This is a genomic window from Streptomyces sodiiphilus (assembly GCF_039529215.1).
In the GTDB taxonomy this organism is placed as follows: Bacteria; Actinomycetota; Actinomycetes; order Streptomycetales; family Streptomycetaceae; genus Streptomyces; species Streptomyces sodiiphilus.
On record NZ_BAAAMJ010000052.1, the window covers coordinates 32,791 to 48,853 of the forward strand.

14 protein-coding genes, 1 tRNA gene and 1 pseudogene are annotated in these 16,063 nt (G+C 72.9%); 10 read left to right on the forward strand and 6 right to left on the reverse strand.

Going from position 1 to position 16,063, the window contains the following annotated elements; all coding sequences use genetic code 11:
* Nucleotides 1-24 precede the first annotated feature (24 nt).
* Complete coding sequence (locus ABD299_RS20135) at nt 25-822, forward strand: VOC family protein (protein ID WP_344264515.1); 798 nt, start codon at nt 25-27, stop codon at nt 820-822.
* An 896-nt stretch (nt 823-1,718) separates the two neighbouring features.
* Here ABD299_RS20135 and ABD299_RS20140 read toward each other — a convergent pair.
* Nucleotides 1,719-2,072 carry a hypothetical protein gene (locus tag ABD299_RS20140; protein ID WP_344264518.1) on the reverse strand — a complete coding sequence of 118 codons (354 nt, stop codon included), beginning with the start codon at nt 2,070-2,072 and terminating at the stop codon, nt 1,719-1,721.
* A gap of 424 nt (nt 2,073-2,496) precedes the next feature.
* A tRNA-Ser gene (locus ABD299_RS20145) sits at nt 2,497-2,583 on the reverse strand.
* Between the two features lie 110 nt (nt 2,584-2,693).
* Between ABD299_RS20145 and ABD299_RS20150 the strand changes: the two genes are divergently transcribed.
* Together ABD299_RS20150 and ABD299_RS20155 are read left to right on the forward strand one after the other, a co-directional pair.
* Nucleotides 2,694-2,996, forward strand: a complete 303-nt coding sequence (locus ABD299_RS20150; RefSeq protein ID WP_344264521.1) for a hypothetical protein — start codon at nt 2,694-2,696, stop codon at nt 2,994-2,996.
* Nucleotides 2,993-3,238 (forward strand): type II toxin-antitoxin system RelE family toxin, encoded by a 246-nt coding sequence (locus ABD299_RS20155; protein ID WP_344264524.1) that lies wholly within the window; start codon nt 2,993-2,995, stop codon nt 3,236-3,238. The genes ABD299_RS20150 and ABD299_RS20155 overlap by 4 nt, the downstream gene beginning before the upstream one ends.
* A gap of 72 nt (nt 3,239-3,310) precedes the next feature.
* Here ABD299_RS20155 and ABD299_RS20160 read toward each other — a convergent pair whose 3' ends face one another.
* Nucleotides 3,311-4,744 carry a S1C family serine protease gene (locus ABD299_RS20160; RefSeq protein WP_344264527.1) on the reverse strand — a complete coding sequence of 478 codons (1,434 nt, stop codon included), beginning with the start codon at nt 4,742-4,744 and terminating at the stop codon, nt 3,311-3,313.
* A 102-nt stretch (nt 4,745-4,846) separates the two neighbouring features.
* Between ABD299_RS20160 and ABD299_RS20165 the strand changes: the two genes are divergently transcribed.
* From ABD299_RS20165 to ABD299_RS20175, 3 genes and pseudogenes are all read left to right on the forward strand, one after another.
* Nucleotides 4,847-5,629 carry a glycerophosphodiester phosphodiesterase gene (locus tag ABD299_RS20165; protein ID WP_344264530.1) on the forward strand — a complete coding sequence of 261 codons (783 nt, stop codon included), beginning with the start codon at nt 4,847-4,849 and terminating at the stop codon, nt 5,627-5,629.
* Between the two features lie 65 nt (nt 5,630-5,694).
* A pseudogene (locus ABD299_RS20170) lies at nt 5,695-6,198 on the forward strand (ATP-binding protein); the annotation flags it as partial.
* Between the two features lie 62 nt (nt 6,199-6,260).
* Nucleotides 6,261-7,229: a DUF5926 family protein gene (locus ABD299_RS20175; protein WP_344264533.1), complete on the forward strand. Its 969-nt coding sequence runs from the start codon at nt 6,261-6,263 to the stop codon at nt 7,227-7,229.
* 218 nt (nt 7,230-7,447) lie between these two features.
* Here ABD299_RS20175 and ABD299_RS20180 read toward each other — a convergent pair whose 3' ends face one another.
* Both ABD299_RS20180 and ABD299_RS20185 read right to left on the reverse strand, forming a co-directional pair.
* Nucleotides 7,448-7,975 carry a hypothetical protein gene (locus ABD299_RS20180; protein ID WP_344264535.1) on the reverse strand — a complete coding sequence of 176 codons (528 nt, stop codon included), beginning with the start codon at nt 7,973-7,975 and terminating at the stop codon, nt 7,448-7,450.
* A gap of 165 nt (nt 7,976-8,140) precedes the next feature.
* The gene (locus tag ABD299_RS20185) at nt 8,141-8,821 is read right to left on the reverse strand and encodes a bifunctional DNA primase/polymerase (protein ID WP_344264537.1); all 681 of its coding nucleotides are present in this window, start codon (nt 8,819-8,821) and stop codon (nt 8,141-8,143) included.
* Between the two features lie 588 nt (nt 8,822-9,409).
* Between ABD299_RS20185 and ABD299_RS20190 the strand changes: the two genes are divergently transcribed.
* The 4 genes from ABD299_RS20190 to ABD299_RS20205 all read left to right on the forward strand — a co-directional run bounded on the left by ABD299_RS20190 (nt 9,410) and on the right by ABD299_RS20205 (nt 15,105).
* A complete protein-coding gene (locus ABD299_RS20190; RefSeq protein ID WP_344264540.1) occupies nt 9,410-10,822 on the forward strand; it encodes a PP2C family protein-serine/threonine phosphatase in 1,413 nt (470 codons plus the stop codon).
* 91 nt (nt 10,823-10,913) lie between these two features.
* The gene (locus tag ABD299_RS20195; protein WP_425581379.1) at nt 10,914-12,395 is read left to right on the forward strand and encodes an aminopeptidase P family protein; all 1,482 of its coding nucleotides are present in this window, start codon (nt 10,914-10,916) and stop codon (nt 12,393-12,395) included.
* Between the two features lie 356 nt (nt 12,396-12,751).
* Entirely contained in the window at nt 12,752-14,089 is a 1,338-nt protein-coding gene (locus ABD299_RS20200; RefSeq protein ID WP_344264546.1) for a hemolysin family protein, read from the forward strand.
* Nucleotides 14,086-15,105: a hemolysin family protein gene (locus tag ABD299_RS20205; protein WP_344264548.1), complete on the forward strand. Its 1,020-nt coding sequence runs from the start codon at nt 14,086-14,088 to the stop codon at nt 15,103-15,105. Before ABD299_RS20200 ends, ABD299_RS20205 begins: the two co-directional genes overlap by 4 nt.
* 57 nt (nt 15,106-15,162) lie before the next feature.
* Here ABD299_RS20205 and ABD299_RS20210 read toward each other — a convergent pair whose 3' ends face one another.
* Nucleotides 15,163-15,930, reverse strand: a complete 768-nt coding sequence (locus tag ABD299_RS20210; RefSeq protein ID WP_344264551.1) for a hypothetical protein — start codon at nt 15,928-15,930, stop codon at nt 15,163-15,165.
* Nucleotides 15,931-16,063: the final 133 nt, after the last annotated feature.

A 16,063-nucleotide genomic window follows, 5' to 3' on the forward strand; every position in this document is an offset into this window, starting at 1 on the left:
CAGGGACCGGCGAAGGGACACGTCGTGATCAATGTCAGCAGCCCCGGCTCTCCGCGCTGGCTGGATCTCGGCGCCCCCGACGTGGCGGCCTCGGCCGCCTTCTACAGCGCCGTGCTCGGCTGGGAGCACCGGCCGACGGGCGAGGGCCGGGACGTTTACGGCCTGTTCCTGAAGGAGGGCCGGAAGGTCGCCGCGATCGGCCCGCTCACCGAGGAGGGCGCACGATCGGCCTGGACGCTGTACTTCGACACCCCCGACGCGGAGGCCGCCGCCCGGACGGTCGAACGCGCGGGCGGCACCGTACGGGTCGCCCCCGTGGACACCGGCGACATGGGGCGGATGGCCCATGTCACCGACCCCCAGGGCGCCGAGTTCGCCCTCTGGCAGCCGGGAAGCGAACCGGGCCTGGAGCGGGTGAACCAGCCCGGCTCCCTGTACTGGACCGAGCTCTACACCCCCGACGCGGCCGCCGCCAAGGAGTTCTACGGCGCCCTGTTCGGCTGGACCACCTCGGACACCCCGCTGCCGGACGACGCCGGCGTCTACTCCCTGATCGCCCCCGCGGGCGCCCGCGAGGACTCCATGCACGGCGGCATCACGCAGCTCGCCCCCGAGCACCTCGCCCGCACCGGCGGCCGGGCCTACTGGCACCCCGTCTTCGCCGTCCTGGACTGCGACGGGACAGTCGCCCGGATCACCGAGGAGGGCGGCACCCTCCTGATGGGCCCGGAGGACGCCGAAGGAGTGGGCCGGCTGGCCGTCTGCCTCGACCCCTCCGACGCCGAATTCGTCGTCCTCGCCCCCAGCGCCATCTGGATCTGACCGGACCACGGCTCCGGAAGGGGCGCCGGCGATACGGTGGCACCCCTTCCGGGCTGCTGCATGGCGAAGCCGCGCGGAGGCTGTGGGATGTGAACCCACGGTGACGTTGCCGCCACGACGGTTTCCAAGGGTGCCTTCTCGCCATCGGCAAGGCGCATCTTCACCTGCGAGAACGGCTCAATCTGAGCTGCTGGAGGCGGAGTTGCCCAGCGCATGACACAGCGCTAGAGGCGGCAGTACGGCCTGGCACGTCCCCATCCGGGGCGCCGCTGCAGTGCACCTTCTGTTGTTGCAGCATGGCCGTGGGTGAAGATGCATGAACTCTCCAGCGTCGACGGAGCAACAGAAGGCCATCAGCATCGCTACGTGCCGCATCCGATCGGTGCCGTCGATGCAGTCCGCCCCGGCGTACATCGCCGCGAGCAGCGACGTCACCTCGCCACCGGGCTCGCCCCGCCGTTGTCGTCCGCCCCCTCGATGCGTATCGAGTCGTCGGCCAGCTACGGGAGTCGAGCCCTCTCGGCAAGGCGCAGCACCGGGTGCGGCCCGGCGTCTGCTAACAGGTTCGGCTCGTCGAACGCAGTGGAGCTGCTGAGGCGGCGTGGGCATCTCGCGGATGCTCTCTCGATCTGTGGACGCGGAGCTGCAGAAAGCTCTATCGTCCCAACTTTCTCCACGTCATCGAGCCACTTCCGCCTCGCCCACGGCGGGGCATCGCGAGCTGACTGAGGAGAACCCGCTGTGGCTGAGGTCGGTCGGCTCCACGGCTTCAGGCAGCCAACTTGGGGCCAGCCTCGAAGATCGAGGCCCAGGCATTAGCGGGCAGGTCCACTCACCGCCCGAGTCACCGAAAACTTACGGGCCCCGATCTCCCACCCCAAAGCCGCTCCACCCGTCTATGACTGGTTCTTCGGCTTCTTGACCGGGCCCTTACGCATGCGGCGGATTAGGCGTTCCACCATCGCGGCGTCATCGTCTGACAGAGAGTCGAGGGCATCAGCGAGCCGCAGCACGCGCGGGCTGATGCCATCCTTGGGCGTGACGCCATACCACTCCTGGGCTGCCATTTCGGCCACTCGCCGCTCTGTGACGCCCATCATGCGCGCAAACTTCGGAAACAGGTCAGCAGGTGGTGGGTTAACGACCGCGCCGTTGGCGACCTGGTTCCACCATGCTGCAGAACGCGCGTCGTCGCTCTTGGTCTGCATGTCTATAAACCGCATGCCTCTACGGTTGAGGTCCTTCACCATCTGCTCAAATGGATAGCGCATAACCTGCAGATGCTAGCTCACGTGGATCATCTACTCAATCTGCTGAACCTGGGACCTGCGAGGTCAGCCCTCAGAGCCCTACCTGGGCCGTGCGAGGGAGCCGACTATGACAGAGCACAGTCGGGGGTGACCACGACCTCCCTGCTCTGGCCTGGAGCGTCAGAATTGATCGCAACACTGGACGGGTTATCTGCCCCCAGAGAACTTGCGGCCTTCAGTGCAACCTGTCCGCACCGACTCTTGCGGTGCCCTCGCCGGTCGTTTCCCAACAGACTGCCGTACTCGGAGATGGCTGTGTCGATGGCCTGCCGTGCCCCTCATGTGCCCCATCGGGCGGGGAACCACGAGAGCCGGAACGGGGACGGCCCCGGACCGGATGTGCAGGTCAGGGGCCGTACGGGGGCGGAGGCTGTGGGATTTGAACCCACGGTGACGTTGCCGCCACGACGGTTTTCAAGACCGTTCCCTTAGGCCGCTCGGGCAAGCCTCCTCGTGCCGGCCGCCGGGGCGTCGGCACCGTCACAGGGTAGCGCTCCGCAGGGGTGGTGACGGTACCCGGGCGGGTGCGTACCGTGGTGGGTGTGGAGGAGGTTGTCGACGATGACCGGCATGGAGGACGCGAGGTTCAGGACGCGCGTGCGGGGTGAGGCCGTCGAGGTGCCGGCCACGATCACCGGCATCAGGGCCACGCTGCGCGACGAGGAGATCGAGCACTTCAACGAGGAGATCGAGCGGACGCCGGCCGCCGAGCTGCCGCGGGTCCTGGCCTACTGGGCGCTGCTGCACACCGGTGCGCACGAGGAGGACGAGGAGATCGTGGAGCGTCTGCGGCGCGGCGACTTCAGCGGGTGTGTCCCGGCGGAGGAGGCTCCGCGCGGCGCCTCGGAGCCGGGAGCGGCGTGACGGACTCCTACCGGGTGCAGTTCGCCCCGGTCGCCGAGGCGGCGGTGCGGGACATGACCGCCGGTCACCGGGCGCGGTTCGACGCCGGGATACGGGCGCTGGCCGTGGAGCCGTACGGGAACGGCTCCACGGCGATACGTGAGGAGCGCGACTACCGGCAGGCCGCCGTCGGAGGAGCGCTCATCGTGTACTACGTGAGCACCAGCGTCCTGCTGATCACCGTGGTGCGCGCGGTGCACTGAGCCGGGGGGGCGGGGCCGCCGCCTTCCCGAGCAGGGGCCGGGAAGGCGGCGGCGGACGTCACCGGCGGCGGGTCACTGGTCTCCGACGCGTTCGTCGAGGGTGAGCTCCGTGGTGTGCTGCCGGCCTCCGCGCTCGTAGGTCAGCTCCACGGTGCTGCCCGGTTCGTGGGTCCAGATCTCGCTGATCAGGGTGGGGCCGCTGTCGATGACGCGGTCGCCGAACCGGACGATGACGTCGCCCGGTTCCAGGCCGGCCTGGTCGGCCGGACCGCCCGGCGTTATCGACTCGCCGCCCTCCTCGACGATCTGGGCGCCGTTGACGCCGCTGCCCATGTCGACCGAGACGCCCATCACGGCGTAGACCGGCTCACCGCGGGCGATGAGGTCCCTGGCGACCCTGTCGGCCTGGTTGACGGGGATGGCGAAGCCGAGGCCGATGCTGCCGGCCGGGCCCTGGCCCAGCCCTCCGGTGGTGGACTGGATGGCGGAGTTGACGCCGATGACCGCTCCGCCGGCGTCCAGCAGCGGCCCGCCGGAGTTGCCCGGGTTGATCGAGGCGTCCGTCTGCAGGGCGCTCATGTAGGAGGCGTTGCCTCCCTGGCCGTCGCTGGAGGCCACGGGCCGGTTCTTGGCGCTGATGATGCCGGTGGTGACCGTGCCGGAGAGCCCGTAGGGGGCGCCGATGGCCACGGTGGCGTCGCCGACCGCGACGGCGTCGGAGTCGCCCAGCGGCAGCGGCTCCAGGTCGCGGTCGCCGGCGTCCCGCAGTTTGAGTATGGCCACGTCGTACCCCTGGGCGCCGCCGACGAGTTCCGCCTCGTAGCTCTCCCCGTCGGAGAAGGTGACGGTGAGGTCGCCGCCGTTCCCGGCGCCGGCCACCACGTGGTTGTTGGTCATGATGTGGCCCTCCTCGTCGTAGACGAAGCCGGTGCCGGTGCCGCCGTCACGGTCGCCGCGGGCCTGGATCGTCACCACACTGGGGAGGGCTGCTTCCGCTATGCCGGCCACCGACTCGGGCGCGCGCTCGGTCACTTCCCGCCCGCGTTCCGAGACGCTCGCGGCCGGGCCGCTGCCGCCGCTGTCCGCGATCAGGTAGCCGAGCCCGCCGCCGACGCCGCCGGCGAGCAGGGTCGCCGCGACGACCGCGGCCAGCAGGCCGGAGCGGCGCCTGGGGGGCGGGGGCGGCGGGGGAAACGCGGCCCAGGGGCCGGAGGAGGACGAGGCGGTGGGTGCGGTGGGGCTCGCCCACAGGTCCCTGGGGCCGTCCTGCGGGGCGGGGGTTCCCTGCGCGGGCCCGGCCGGGGGCCCTGCCGGGGTCGGCCCTGCCGGGGACTCGGCCGGGGGCGGGGGGACGGGCGGTGAGGACGGAGCGGAGGACGGCGGTGCGCCGGGGGGCGTGGCGGGGGGCGGGGGAGCGGCTTCCGGTGCGGGGCCCCGTTCGTCGGACCGGGGTGCACCGGCGGCCGATTCGTCCGGCGTACCGGCCTTTTCGTTCTCGGTGCTCACGGCTGGCTCCTCAGCTGAACCGTGGATGTGTCGTCAAGTCTTCCGCACCCGCCGTCAGGGACGCGTAAGCGTGTGCCGGGCGGGCGATGGCACCATGAGCCGATGACTGCCGACATTCGGGTGATCGCTCACCGGGGGGCGTCGGAGGACGCGCCCGAACACACGCTGGCCGCCTACCGGAAGGCCCTGCAGGACGGGGCCGACGGTCTGGAGTGCGATGTCCGGCTCACGGCGGACGGGCACCTGGTGTGTGTGCACGACCGCCGGGTCAACCGTACGTCCAACGGCCGCGGCGCGGTCTCGACGATGGAGCTCGCGCAACTGGCGGAGCTGGACTTCGGCTCGTGGAAGGACCCGTCGGGGGTGGCGGCGGAGTCCCCGGACAGCCTGGACCCCGAGCACACCACGGTGCTCACCCTGGAGCGGCTGCTGCGGCTGGTGTCCGACGCCGGACGGCCGGTGGATCTGGCCATCGAGACCAAGCACCCCACCCGCTGGGCCGGTCAGGTCGAGGAGCGGCTGCTGGAGCTGCTGGGGCGGTACCCGCTGCCGGGACCGGTGCGGGTGATGAGCTTCTCGGCGCGCTCGCTGCAGCGGGTGCGGGCGGCGGCGCCGCATGTGCCCACGGTCTATCTCATGCACTTTCTTCTGCCTCGGTACCGCAGCGGCCGGCTGCCGGTGGGCATCCCCGTCGCGGGTCCGAGCATCCGGCTGCTGCGCCGCACCCCGGAGTACGTTGCCCGTGCACATCGAGCCGGTCATGAGGTCCATGTGTGGACCGTTGATGATCCATCTGACGTGGAACTGTGCGCCCGGCTGGGCGTCGACGCCCTGATCACGAACCGCCCGCGGACTGTGCGTGAGCAATTGGACCGACTGGTGTGACGAAATGGCGCGGGTGGTGAACCGGGAGTGCTCCGGCGCATTCGCTTCGTATCCGATCATTACGAGTGCGTCAACAGATGGTGCGTGGCCGGTTTCCGGCGTCGACCGTAAGGGCATCGAACTCATGGCGTGGGGCAAAGGAGGTCTCGGGGGTGGCGTTGGTGGTGACACAGCAGGTGCCGACGTCGTCGTCCATGTCCGTACCCCACGGTCCGTTGGGGGTGGGCACGGCTCGACGGCGGATGCGCGCGGAACTACGTGACAACGGGGCACCGGAGTCGGTCGTCGAGGATGCCGTTCTGGTCCTTTCCGAACTCCTCAGCAATTCGTACCGGCATGCCCGTCCGCTCGACGACGAACAGGGGGTGCGTGCGTCCTGGAGCCAGGACGGGGACGGTGAGGTGACGGTCGCGGTGACCGACGGCGGGGGACCCACCCGGCCGCGGGCGTCGAGGCCCTCGGTGACCGCCCGCGGCGGCCGCGGGCTGACGATCATCACCTCGCTGGCGAGCGACTGGGGCGTGCACGACGGTGACCCGTCGGGCGCGGTGACGGTATGGGCGGTGCTCTCCCCGCGGGGCCGTTAGGCTCGGGCGGCACACAGCCGTATCCGAGCAGGAGCCCGCGACACATGGCCAAGAAGCGCCGACCCCAGACCAAGGCCGCCACGCCGCAGATCACCGACGGTGAGGTTCCCGTCGTCGGTGCCCGCGAACCCTGCCCGTGCGGCTCCGGCCGCCGGTACAAGGCGTGCCACGGGCGCGCCGCCGCCCAGGCGGCCACCGAACTCGTGCGCCGGCCCTTCGAAGGGCTGCCCGGTGAGTGCGACTGGGTCGCGCTGCGCGAACTGGTCCCGGCCGCCACCGCCGAGCTGACGATGCGCGAGGGCCTGCCCGAGGACGTGCCCTCCCTGACGCTGGCGACCGTGCTCCCGATGGCCTGGCCCGCGCTGCGCAGGGACGACGGCGCGGTGCTGGTGGCGGTGCAGAACGACACCGCGACCGGGGACCTCAGCCGTGACCTGGCCGACGTGCTGCGTACCGCGCTGACCGGCGAGCCGGGCCGGCCGGTCGCGGCCGGCCGCGCCGCCGCCGGCAGCCCGCGGCTCCAAGATCTGCTGGCCCCGGACGCGCCGTTCGTCCCCCAGGTGCACAGCGGCTTCGAGTTCTGGCTGGACGACGCCGAGCAGGCCGGCGGCCCGGTCGCAGCCTCCCTGGAGCGGGCCAACGAGGCCGCCATCCCGACGGCCCGGCTGACCGGCGTGGAGGCCGCGTACTGGTGCCGGACCCCGGAGAAGAACCACCTGCGCTGGGTCATGCCGCACCCGGAGGACGCGCTGATCGACGCGCTGGCGCGGCTGCACGCCGCGGGCGCCTCCTCGCTGGGCGGTGACACCCGGCTGGTGGGCTCCTTCCGGGCGCACGGCCTGACCGTGCCGGTGTGGGACCTGCCCGGGGCGATGGAGGCCGAGGACTGCGAGAAGCCCGCGGCCGCGTTCGCCGAGCGGCTGGCCGAGGCCCTGGACACCCGGGCGCCGCTGACCGCGGACGAGCGGCGGGCCCGCAGCGGCCTCACCAACCGTCAGATCACGCTGAACTGAGGCCGCGTTCGCCGGGCGCGCGCCGAACGGGAATCTGCTCCGCCAAAGGAGTGATTCCAGTCACAAGTGCCCTTCCGTACCGGCTCTTCGGCCGGGAAGTGGCCTTGTGGGATTTGCGAATGCCCCAGGAGTTGTTAACGTCTGAAGTGAGCCCGGTCGCTGGTGCATCCCCCGTCGCCAGCGACCGGGTTTTCTGCTGTCCCGGTGCCGGTGCCGTCTCAGGCGGTACTGCCCGCCCGCAGCAGCCGCTCGCCGCCCGGCCGCGTGATCGTGGCCACTGCCGTGAACTCCCCGGCCGGACCGTCCCGCAGAGCCTGCCCGGGCGGTGTGCCGCACTCCTCCGGCCGGCCGCCGGCCGCGATCGGACAGAAGGTGCGCACGGTGCGCCCGTCGGTGTGCCGCAGGGTGAGGACGCCGTCCAGCGACCCGCCCGTGGTGTTCCGGTAGTGGACGCGCGCCCAGGCCCGGCCGTCCTTGGTCAGCACGCAGGTCTGTGCCGCCACCCCGGCCGCGGTGAGTTCCGGGCCGCAGTCGAGGGCAGGACCCGGTGTGCCGCCGGGCTCGGGGTAGGGGCCGTGCTCCGGGCCGAGGGCGGCTTCCGGCGGGGAGAGGGGAGCCCGGGGCTGGGGCGTGCCGCCCGCCATGAGGGCCAGCGGCAGCGCGAGGATCAGGGCGACGGCGCTTGCCAGCGCGGTCCTGCGGAGGCCCGCCGCGCGCTGCGCCGGCGGTTCGGGCGTCCGGTTCACGTCGGGACCCCCTCCCGGTTCGCCGCGGCCGGGGCGGGGTGCCCCGGCCCGGAACCGACGGTAGCCGGGACCACCGCCCCCGGCCCCCCGCGACGCCCCGGCGCCCCTCCTCCGGCGGGCGGGACGTGACCCGCCCGGGTGAAGGACCGCGGCGGGGCGGGGTGGTCAGTAGGCCAGCCGGCTGCCCGGGTCGGGGGCCAGGGTCCCGGCGGCCACCAGGACGTCGAGCAGTTCCGCCGCGCCGGGCAGCAGCACCCGTCCGTCCTCCATGACCGGCTCGCGCTCCCAGCGGACGCCGCCGGCCGCGGTGACCGAGGGCGGCAGCGGCAGGTAACCGCCGGCCCCGTGGAACCGCAGGGAGCTGGGGACGCCGTCCTGGGCGTGGAGCAGCTCGCCGAGTTCGGGCAGCTCGTAGGGGGTGACCAGCAGGGCCCACCGGGTCGGGCCGGCCACCACCGGGCCGGGTGTGACGTGCCGCCGGGCCAGCTCCGCGACCGCCGCCGGTCCGACCGCCGCGGGCAGGCTGAGGGCGCACGGCGCCCGGCCTCCGGTGGCCAGCAGCAGCGGTGCGTGGGGACGGGACGTCCACCACCAGCCGACCATCCGGGGGTCGGTGGTCGCGGCGAGCAGGCCGGGGTCCTCGGGGTGCGCCCCGGGAACCGGGCAGTCGGCCCCGCGCGGGCAGCCGCAGCTGCCGTCCCGCCGTGTCCCGGCACCGGGCAGGACGGGCCAGCCCCAGGCCACCGCGCGGGCCGGCGCGGCGGGGGGCGCTTCGGGCCGGGGTCCCCCACCTCCCCGGAGGCGGGCCAGAAGGGAGCGTCGTCGCTTTCCGAGGATCTCGCGCATCAGCGCTCGTTCCTTTCCTTCGTGCCTGCAGGGCCGGAACGAACGCGTCCGGCCGATCACGTCACCTGGAACACACGGGCCGGTCCACCTGGTACGTGGACCGCCGCGTCGAGCGGGTCGCGCCGGCTCCCCCAGCGTGCGGTGCGGGGAGCGCGGTGGACAGTTGGCGAAGGGTGGCGAAACGTCCGTCGCCCGCCCTCGCCCGGTGCCTGAGGTGCGGCACCGGAGATTCGCACCGGTCTGCCTGTAGGACGCCGGTTTCCGGCCTCCCGTTCCGGCGACCGACCGGCCGGCTTGGGACCCTACCGTGTCCGAGTGCTTCGTCCACCCGGTACGAACATCCGTCGAGGGTGCCCAGTGGACCGCGCACCCTCACACGGGAAGGTCCTTTTCCGCCAACCTTACGGCACACCGGCCTGTCGTCCCGCGGCGGGAGGGGGTCAGGGGCATCATCGGTGGGGCCAGGGACACGTGCCGGACACCATCTCTCCGGCTCGAGCAGGTACGGATGCCGCCCTGGCGACGCATGAGACATGGGGGTTCTCCGATGCCGCTGCGCGAAGACGCCCCGGCTGAAAGCCGTTTCGCATGACCAGCTCTCCTGTGCCGAAAGTGGCCGGAATCGACCGGCCGCTCTCCGCCCTGCCCCAGACTTCGCCCCCCTCGGGGATCACCGGCGGCCCGTGCCGGCCCGGTCCGGGTGCCGACTTCCGGCCCGGCGAGCCCCAGGAACGACTGGCTTCCTGGATCGCCGACCTGACGACCCTGCACGAACTGACGGAGCGTCTGGGGCGCACCCGCACCCTCGGCGCGGCCCTGCGCGAGACGCTGCGCGCCGGTGCGCACATCGCGGGCGCCCGGCGCGGCCTCATCTCCCTGCATTCCTCCGATGTGCCGGGCCCGGAACGCCTCACCGGCCTCGGCCTGGACCGGTCCGACCTGGGCGACCTGGAGACCGTGCCGTGCTGTTCCGCGTCCCGCGCCCGGCCGGCCGACGCGGGGCAGCCCCCGCTCGGCGAAGCCGCCGAGACCGGCCACTTCGACATCGCCGCCGACCACGCCCTGGACCCGCGGCACCGGGAGGTCGCCGCCCGGCTGGGGTTCGCCGCCAGCTACGCCCTGCCCCTGGCCTGCGACGGCACCGGCCGTCTCGGTGCGGCGGTGTGGCTGTACGACGAGCCCGCCCGCCCCGACGCCCGCCGCCGCAACCTGCTGGCCCTCTACCTGCGGCACGCCGGCCGGCACATCGCCCACCAGCTCGAACTCTCCCGGGCCCGCTCGGACCTGCGCACCGTGCACCGCGGCCTGCTCCCCGCCCGGCTCCCCGATCTCCCGGGTGTCTCGCTGGCGGCCCGGCACTGTCCCGGCAGCGCCGGCGGCAACGCCTTCTACGAGGCCATGGCACTGCCGGAGGACGCGCTCGGGCTGGCGGTGGGCGGCGTCCCGGGCGAGGGCCCGGCCGCCGTCGCGTCGATGGGCCGGCTGCTGGCCGGGCTGCGGGCCTATGCCGTGATGGAGGGCGAGGACCCGGTGGCGGTGCTGTCCGACCTGGAGCTGCTGCTGCGGGTGACCGAGCCGGGCCGCACCGCGACCGCGCTGTTCGGCTACGCGGAGCCGGCCGCCCGCAGCATCGTGGTGGCCACCGCCGGACAGCCCCCGCCGCTGCTCGTCGGCCCCGGCGGCGCCGAGTTCGTCGAGACCACGCTCTCCGCACCGCTGGGCATGCTCGCCTGCTGGGAGTCCCCCAGCGTCGAGCTCGACCTCAGTGACGGCCGGACCGCCCTCTTCTACACCGACGGCCTGCTGCACCGCACCGGCGAGCCGATGGACCGGGCCTTCGCCCGGCTGCAGGACGCCGCGGAGCGCGCGCCGGCCCGCGTCCGCGAGGATCCCGGGGCACTGGCCGACCACGTACTGGAAGCGGTGCCGCCCGGGCGCCGGGACGGCCGCCCGGCCCCGGGGGAGACCGAGGACGCCATCCTGCTCGCCGTCCGGCTCTGACCCCGGCCGCCGCCCGCCGCCGCGGCCTGTCCCGCGCCGCCGCCCGGCGCCTACGATGGAAGCCGGTCCCGACCGGACCCATCCAGTCACCATGCGAGGAGGCACCGACGTGTCCGAGGAGCAGACCCCGGAGATCCCGGAGGTGGAGCCCGAAGGGACGACCACGCCGCGCAAGAACGGTCTGAGCCCCGGCGTCTCCGACGAACTGGCCGAGAACATGAAGAGCGGCTGGGCGGACACCGAGCTGCGCGGCCTGGAGCCCGTCGAGCAGGCCGCGCACACCGCGCGCCGCCGCGCCGAGCTGTCCCGCCGCTTTCCCGGTGAACGGCTCGTCATCCCGGCCGGGAAGCTCAAGACCCGCTCCAACGACACCGACTACCCGTTCCGCGCGGCCGTGGAGTACGCCTACCTGACCGGCGACCAGACCGAGGACAGCGTGCTGGTGCTGGAGCCCACCGGCGATTCCGGCCACGAGGCCACCCTCTACCGGCTGCCCCGCTCCGACCGGGAGAACGGCGAGTTCTGGCTGAGCGGCCAGGGCGAGCTGTGGGTGGGCCGCCGGCACAGCCTCACCGAGGCCGAGCAGCTCTACGGCCTGCCCTGCAAGGACGTCCGCACACTCACCGACCGTCTGAGGGAGGCCACCGGGCCGGTGCGGGTGGTCCGCTCCCACGACGCGGGCATCGAGGCCGCGCTGACCGACAAGGTGACCGCCGAGCGGGACGCCGAACTGCAGACCTTCCTGTCCGAGATGCGGCTGGTCAAGGACGACTTCGAGATCGCCGAGCTGACCCACGCCTGCGAGGCCACCGCGCGCGGCTTCGAGGACGTGGTGCGCACTCTGGACAAGGCGCAGGCCACCTCCGAGCGCTATCTGGAGGGCACCTTCTTCCTGCGCGCCCGGGTGGAGGGCAACGACGTGGGCTACGGCTCGATCTGCGCCGCCGGGCCGCATGCCACCACCTTGCACTGGGTCCGCAACGACGGCCCGGTGCGCGCCGGCGATCTGCTGCTGATGGACGCCGGGGTGGAGACCAGGAACCTGTACACCGCGGACATCACCCGCACCCTGCCGGTCAGCGGGCGGTTCACCGATCTGCAGCGGAAGATCTACGACGCCGTCTACGAGGCGCAGGAGGCCGGGATCGCGGCCGTCCGCCCGGGCGCGAAGTACCGGGACTTCCACGACGCGGCGCAGCGTGTCCTGACCGAGAAGCTGGTGGCCTGGGGGCTGCTGGAGGGCCCGGTCGAGCGGGTGCTGGAGCTCGGCCTGCAGCGCCGCTGGACGCTGCACGGCACCGGCCACATGCTGGGCATGGACGTGCACGACTGCGCCACCGCCCGCCGTGAGGCGTACGCGGACGGCACCCTGGAGCCGGGCATGTGCCTGACGGTCGAGCCGGGCCTGTACTTCCAGGCGGACGACCTGACGGTACCGGAGGAGTACCGCGGCATCGGGGTACGGATCGAGGACGACATCCTGGTGACCGAGGACGGCAACCGGAACCTGTCGGCCGCCCTCCCCCGCCGCTCCGAGGAGGTCGAGGCCTGGATGGCCGAGCTCCAGGGCTGACCACGACCCGCACCGCACACGGGTGCGCGCCGGTTCCCGCCGACGCGCACCCCGTCATGAGTGTCGGGGCGCGCGCCGGGCGCGCCACGGTGGGGACACGCCCGCCGGGCGGGCGATACGCGAAGAGCACTGCCGCGGCGGCGCCCGATACGCCATGATGGACGGGCGTGTCTGCAGTCGGTGGCTCAGGAACATTTTCGGCCACCGGCACGTTGACCCACTCGGCACCGTCCCGGTGCCCTTCCGTGGCCGAAAGGAGCCCCCTTGTCCGTCCCTTCGTCGGACCCTCCGGATCACAGTCCCCGACCACCCCGCCCTCTCAGGGCTGACCGCGGCACACGGCGGGGTGGTGTCCGATGAGTGCCGCACTCGGTCTGCTGGCCGTCGTCGTTCTCACGGCCGGGACCGGCTATTTCGTCGCGCAGGAGTTCGCCTACGTCGCTGCCGACCGGATCACCCTCGCCCGTGAGGCGAAGGCCGGCGACAAGCGCGCGGCCCGCGCGCTGAAGGTCCTGGGCCGTCTGTCGTTCATGCTCTCCGGGGCCCAGCTGGGCATCACCGTCACCGGCCTGATCGTCGGCTTCCTCGCCGAACCGGCCCTGGCACAGCTCATCAGCCCGTTGCTCACCGCCGTCGGCGTTCCCGGTCAGGCGGTCGGCGGCATCGCACTGCTGCTGGCGTTCACCGCGGCCACCGCCGTCCAGATGGTGCTGGGGGAGCTCGCCCCGAAGAACCTCGCGCTGGCCGTGCCGGAGACGCTGGCCAAGTCGCTGGCCTCCTCCACCCTCGTCTATCTGAAGCTCACCGGACCGCTGATCCGGATCTTCGACTCGGCCGCCAACAGGCTGCTGCGGCGGGTCGGCATCGAGCCGATCGAGGAGCTGCACCACGGCGCGACCCTGGAAGAGCTGGGTCATCTGATCGGGGCCTCGCGCGAGCACGGCCAGCTCCCGCGCGCCACCGCGGACCTGCTGGATCACGCCCTGGAGTTCTCCGAGCGCACCCTGGGGGAGGTGATGGTCCCGCGCGTGGACGTCGCCCATGTGCGGGCGGGCGCGACGGCCGCGGACGTGGTCCGTCTCATCGGCGAGCTGGGCCACTCGCACTACCCGGTGGTCGGGGACCGCATCGACGACGTCACCGGAGTCGTCGGGGTCCGTGAACTGATGCGGCTGCCCGCCGAGCGCCTGGAGCGGACCACCGCCCGCGCGCTGGCCCGGGAGGCGCTGCTGCTGCCGGACACCCTGCCGCTGCCCGGGGCCGTCGAGCAGATGCAGGCCCGCCGGGAGGAATTCGCGGTGGTCCTGGACGAGTACGGCGGGATGACCGGCATCGTGACGCTGGAGGACATCGCCGAGGAACTGGTGGGCGAGATCGCCGACGAGTGCGACCGGGTGGTCGAGCTGGCGGTCGCCGACGGCCGGGGCGGCTGGTCGGTGGACGCCGGCCGGCGGGTCGACGAGGTCTCCGAGGCGCTGGGCTTCGAGCTGCCGGAGGAAGACCATGTCGAGACGGTGGCCGGCCTGGTCGTCGACCGGTTCGGAGGGTTTCCGCAGGTCGGTGACCGGCTGATGCTGGAGCTGCCCGGCGGGGGCCTGGCCTCGGTCGAGGTGCTGAGCCTGGACCGGCACGTGCCCGGACGCATCCGGGTGGCCAAGGTCGCGGAGTCCGAGCACGCGGAGCAGCTGTCATGAGCCCGGGCATGGCCGCGCTGTGGACCGTGCTGCTCCTGGTCGGCAGCGGATTCTTCGTGGCCGCCGAGTTCGCGCTGGTCGCCGCGAAGCACCACCGCATGGAGCAGGCCGCCGAGCAGGGCAGGCGTGGCGCCCGCGCCGCGCTGGACGGCATGCGGGAGCTGTCCTTGATGCTCGCGGGGGCCCAGCTCGGCATCACCGTGTGCACCCTGGGTCTCGGCAGCATCTCCAAGCCGGCGGTCTCCCACCAGGTGGACCCGCTCCTGCGGGCGCTCGGGCTGCCGGCCGGGCTGAGCTATGTGATCGCGTTCGTGTTCGCGATGACCCTGGTGGTGCTGCTGCACATGGTGATCGGGGAGATGGCCCCCAAATCGTGGGCGATCTCGCACCCGGAGCGTTCGGCGATGCTGCTGGCACCGCCGTTCCGGGCGATCATCAAGCTGGTCAGGCCGCTGATCTGGGTGCTCAACCGGATCAGCAATGTCCTGGTGAAGATGTGCCGGGTCACGCCCAGGGAGGAGCTGACGTCGGTGCACAACCGGGAGCAGCTGACCCATCTGGTGGACGAGTCCCGGCGGCTCGGACTGATCAGCGAGGCCGACTCGGGCCTGATCACCCGGTCACTGACCGAGCCGCAGAGCCCGGTCGGGGACATACAGGTGCCGGCCGAGGACATCGCGCACGTGTCCGCCGCGGCCGGGCCCGACGAGATCCTGGCGGCCGCAGCGTCGAGCAACCACACCCGGCTGCTGGTCCGGGACGGGGACACGGTCCTGGGCTCGGTGCACGCGCGGGACGCTCTGGTCGCGAGCGCCGGCCGGCAGACGGTCAGCGCCGGGCGGCTGGCCCGCCCGGTGCCGGAGCTGACGGCTCAGGACACCGTCGCCCACGCGGTGGAGCAGTTGCGGCACCGCCGGGCCTCGCTGGCGGTGGTGCGGGACGCGGACGGACGTCTGACGGGTCTGATCTCGCTGGACGATCTGCTGGGCCGGCTGATGGTCCCCGAGACCGGCTGAGGCGCCGCCCGGCCCGCCGCGCCCCGGGGCCCGGAGGGGCACGGCGGGCCGGGCCCGTCAGTCGAACTCGCCCGGTGTGCTCCTGGGGGTGCCGCCGTCCATGACCTCGCGCAACCGGTCGGTACCGGTGTCCACGGCGGTCCGGGTGGCCTCCTCGTCGGCGCCGTCCAGCCCTCCGTTGACGACGGTGAGGACGTTGGGGCCGACACGGACCGCGGCCACCTCCAGGGTGAGGGTGGCCGCCAGCCCTTCCACCTCGGTGTCCAGGACCATCCGCACCCCTGCCGAATCGTCTCCGGTGTCCGGCAGGGAGACCCCGGTGACCTGCGCGGTCGCCCGGTGGCCGTGCGCGTCGGTCAGCGTGAAGTCGTCGCACTTGGCGGGGAGCCGCTTGATCCGCTCCAGGCCCTGGACGGCGGCCTCCTCCTGGTAGGCGGCCACCTGGTAGGACAGGGTGCTGTCGCCGCCGCGGAAGGTGCGGTCCGCGGTCGCCCCCGAGCCGGGACCGACGACGTCGTTGTCCCGCAGGCCGCTGATCAGGTCGTGGCAGGCCGCCGCTCCGGCCTTGCCCCGCAGCATGCGGCCCGCCGGGGTCCCTCCGTCGTCGGCCGGTGACCACTGGCCGGGCAGGTCCTCGTCGGTGATCAGTGCCGCACGGGCCTGGGCCTCGGTCACCGCGCGGTCGTCGGCACCGGTCGGTTCCGCGGCCGTCGGTTCGGCGGGACTCCCGTACTTCGGGTCGCTCCTGTCCTCGCCGCACGCCGTGGTCAGCCACAGCACGCCGGCGGCCAGCGCCGCGGCAGCCGGGCGGGGAACACGGTTCATGTCGGGGCCTTTCGGGTCCGGTGCTGGGTTTCCACCCCACCACCCGGAACGGGAGGCCACCACCGCAGGGCCGCCGGGCGGGTGAGCCGAGCTTCCGCGCCGGCCCCGGGACACAGGACCGGCCATTCACCCG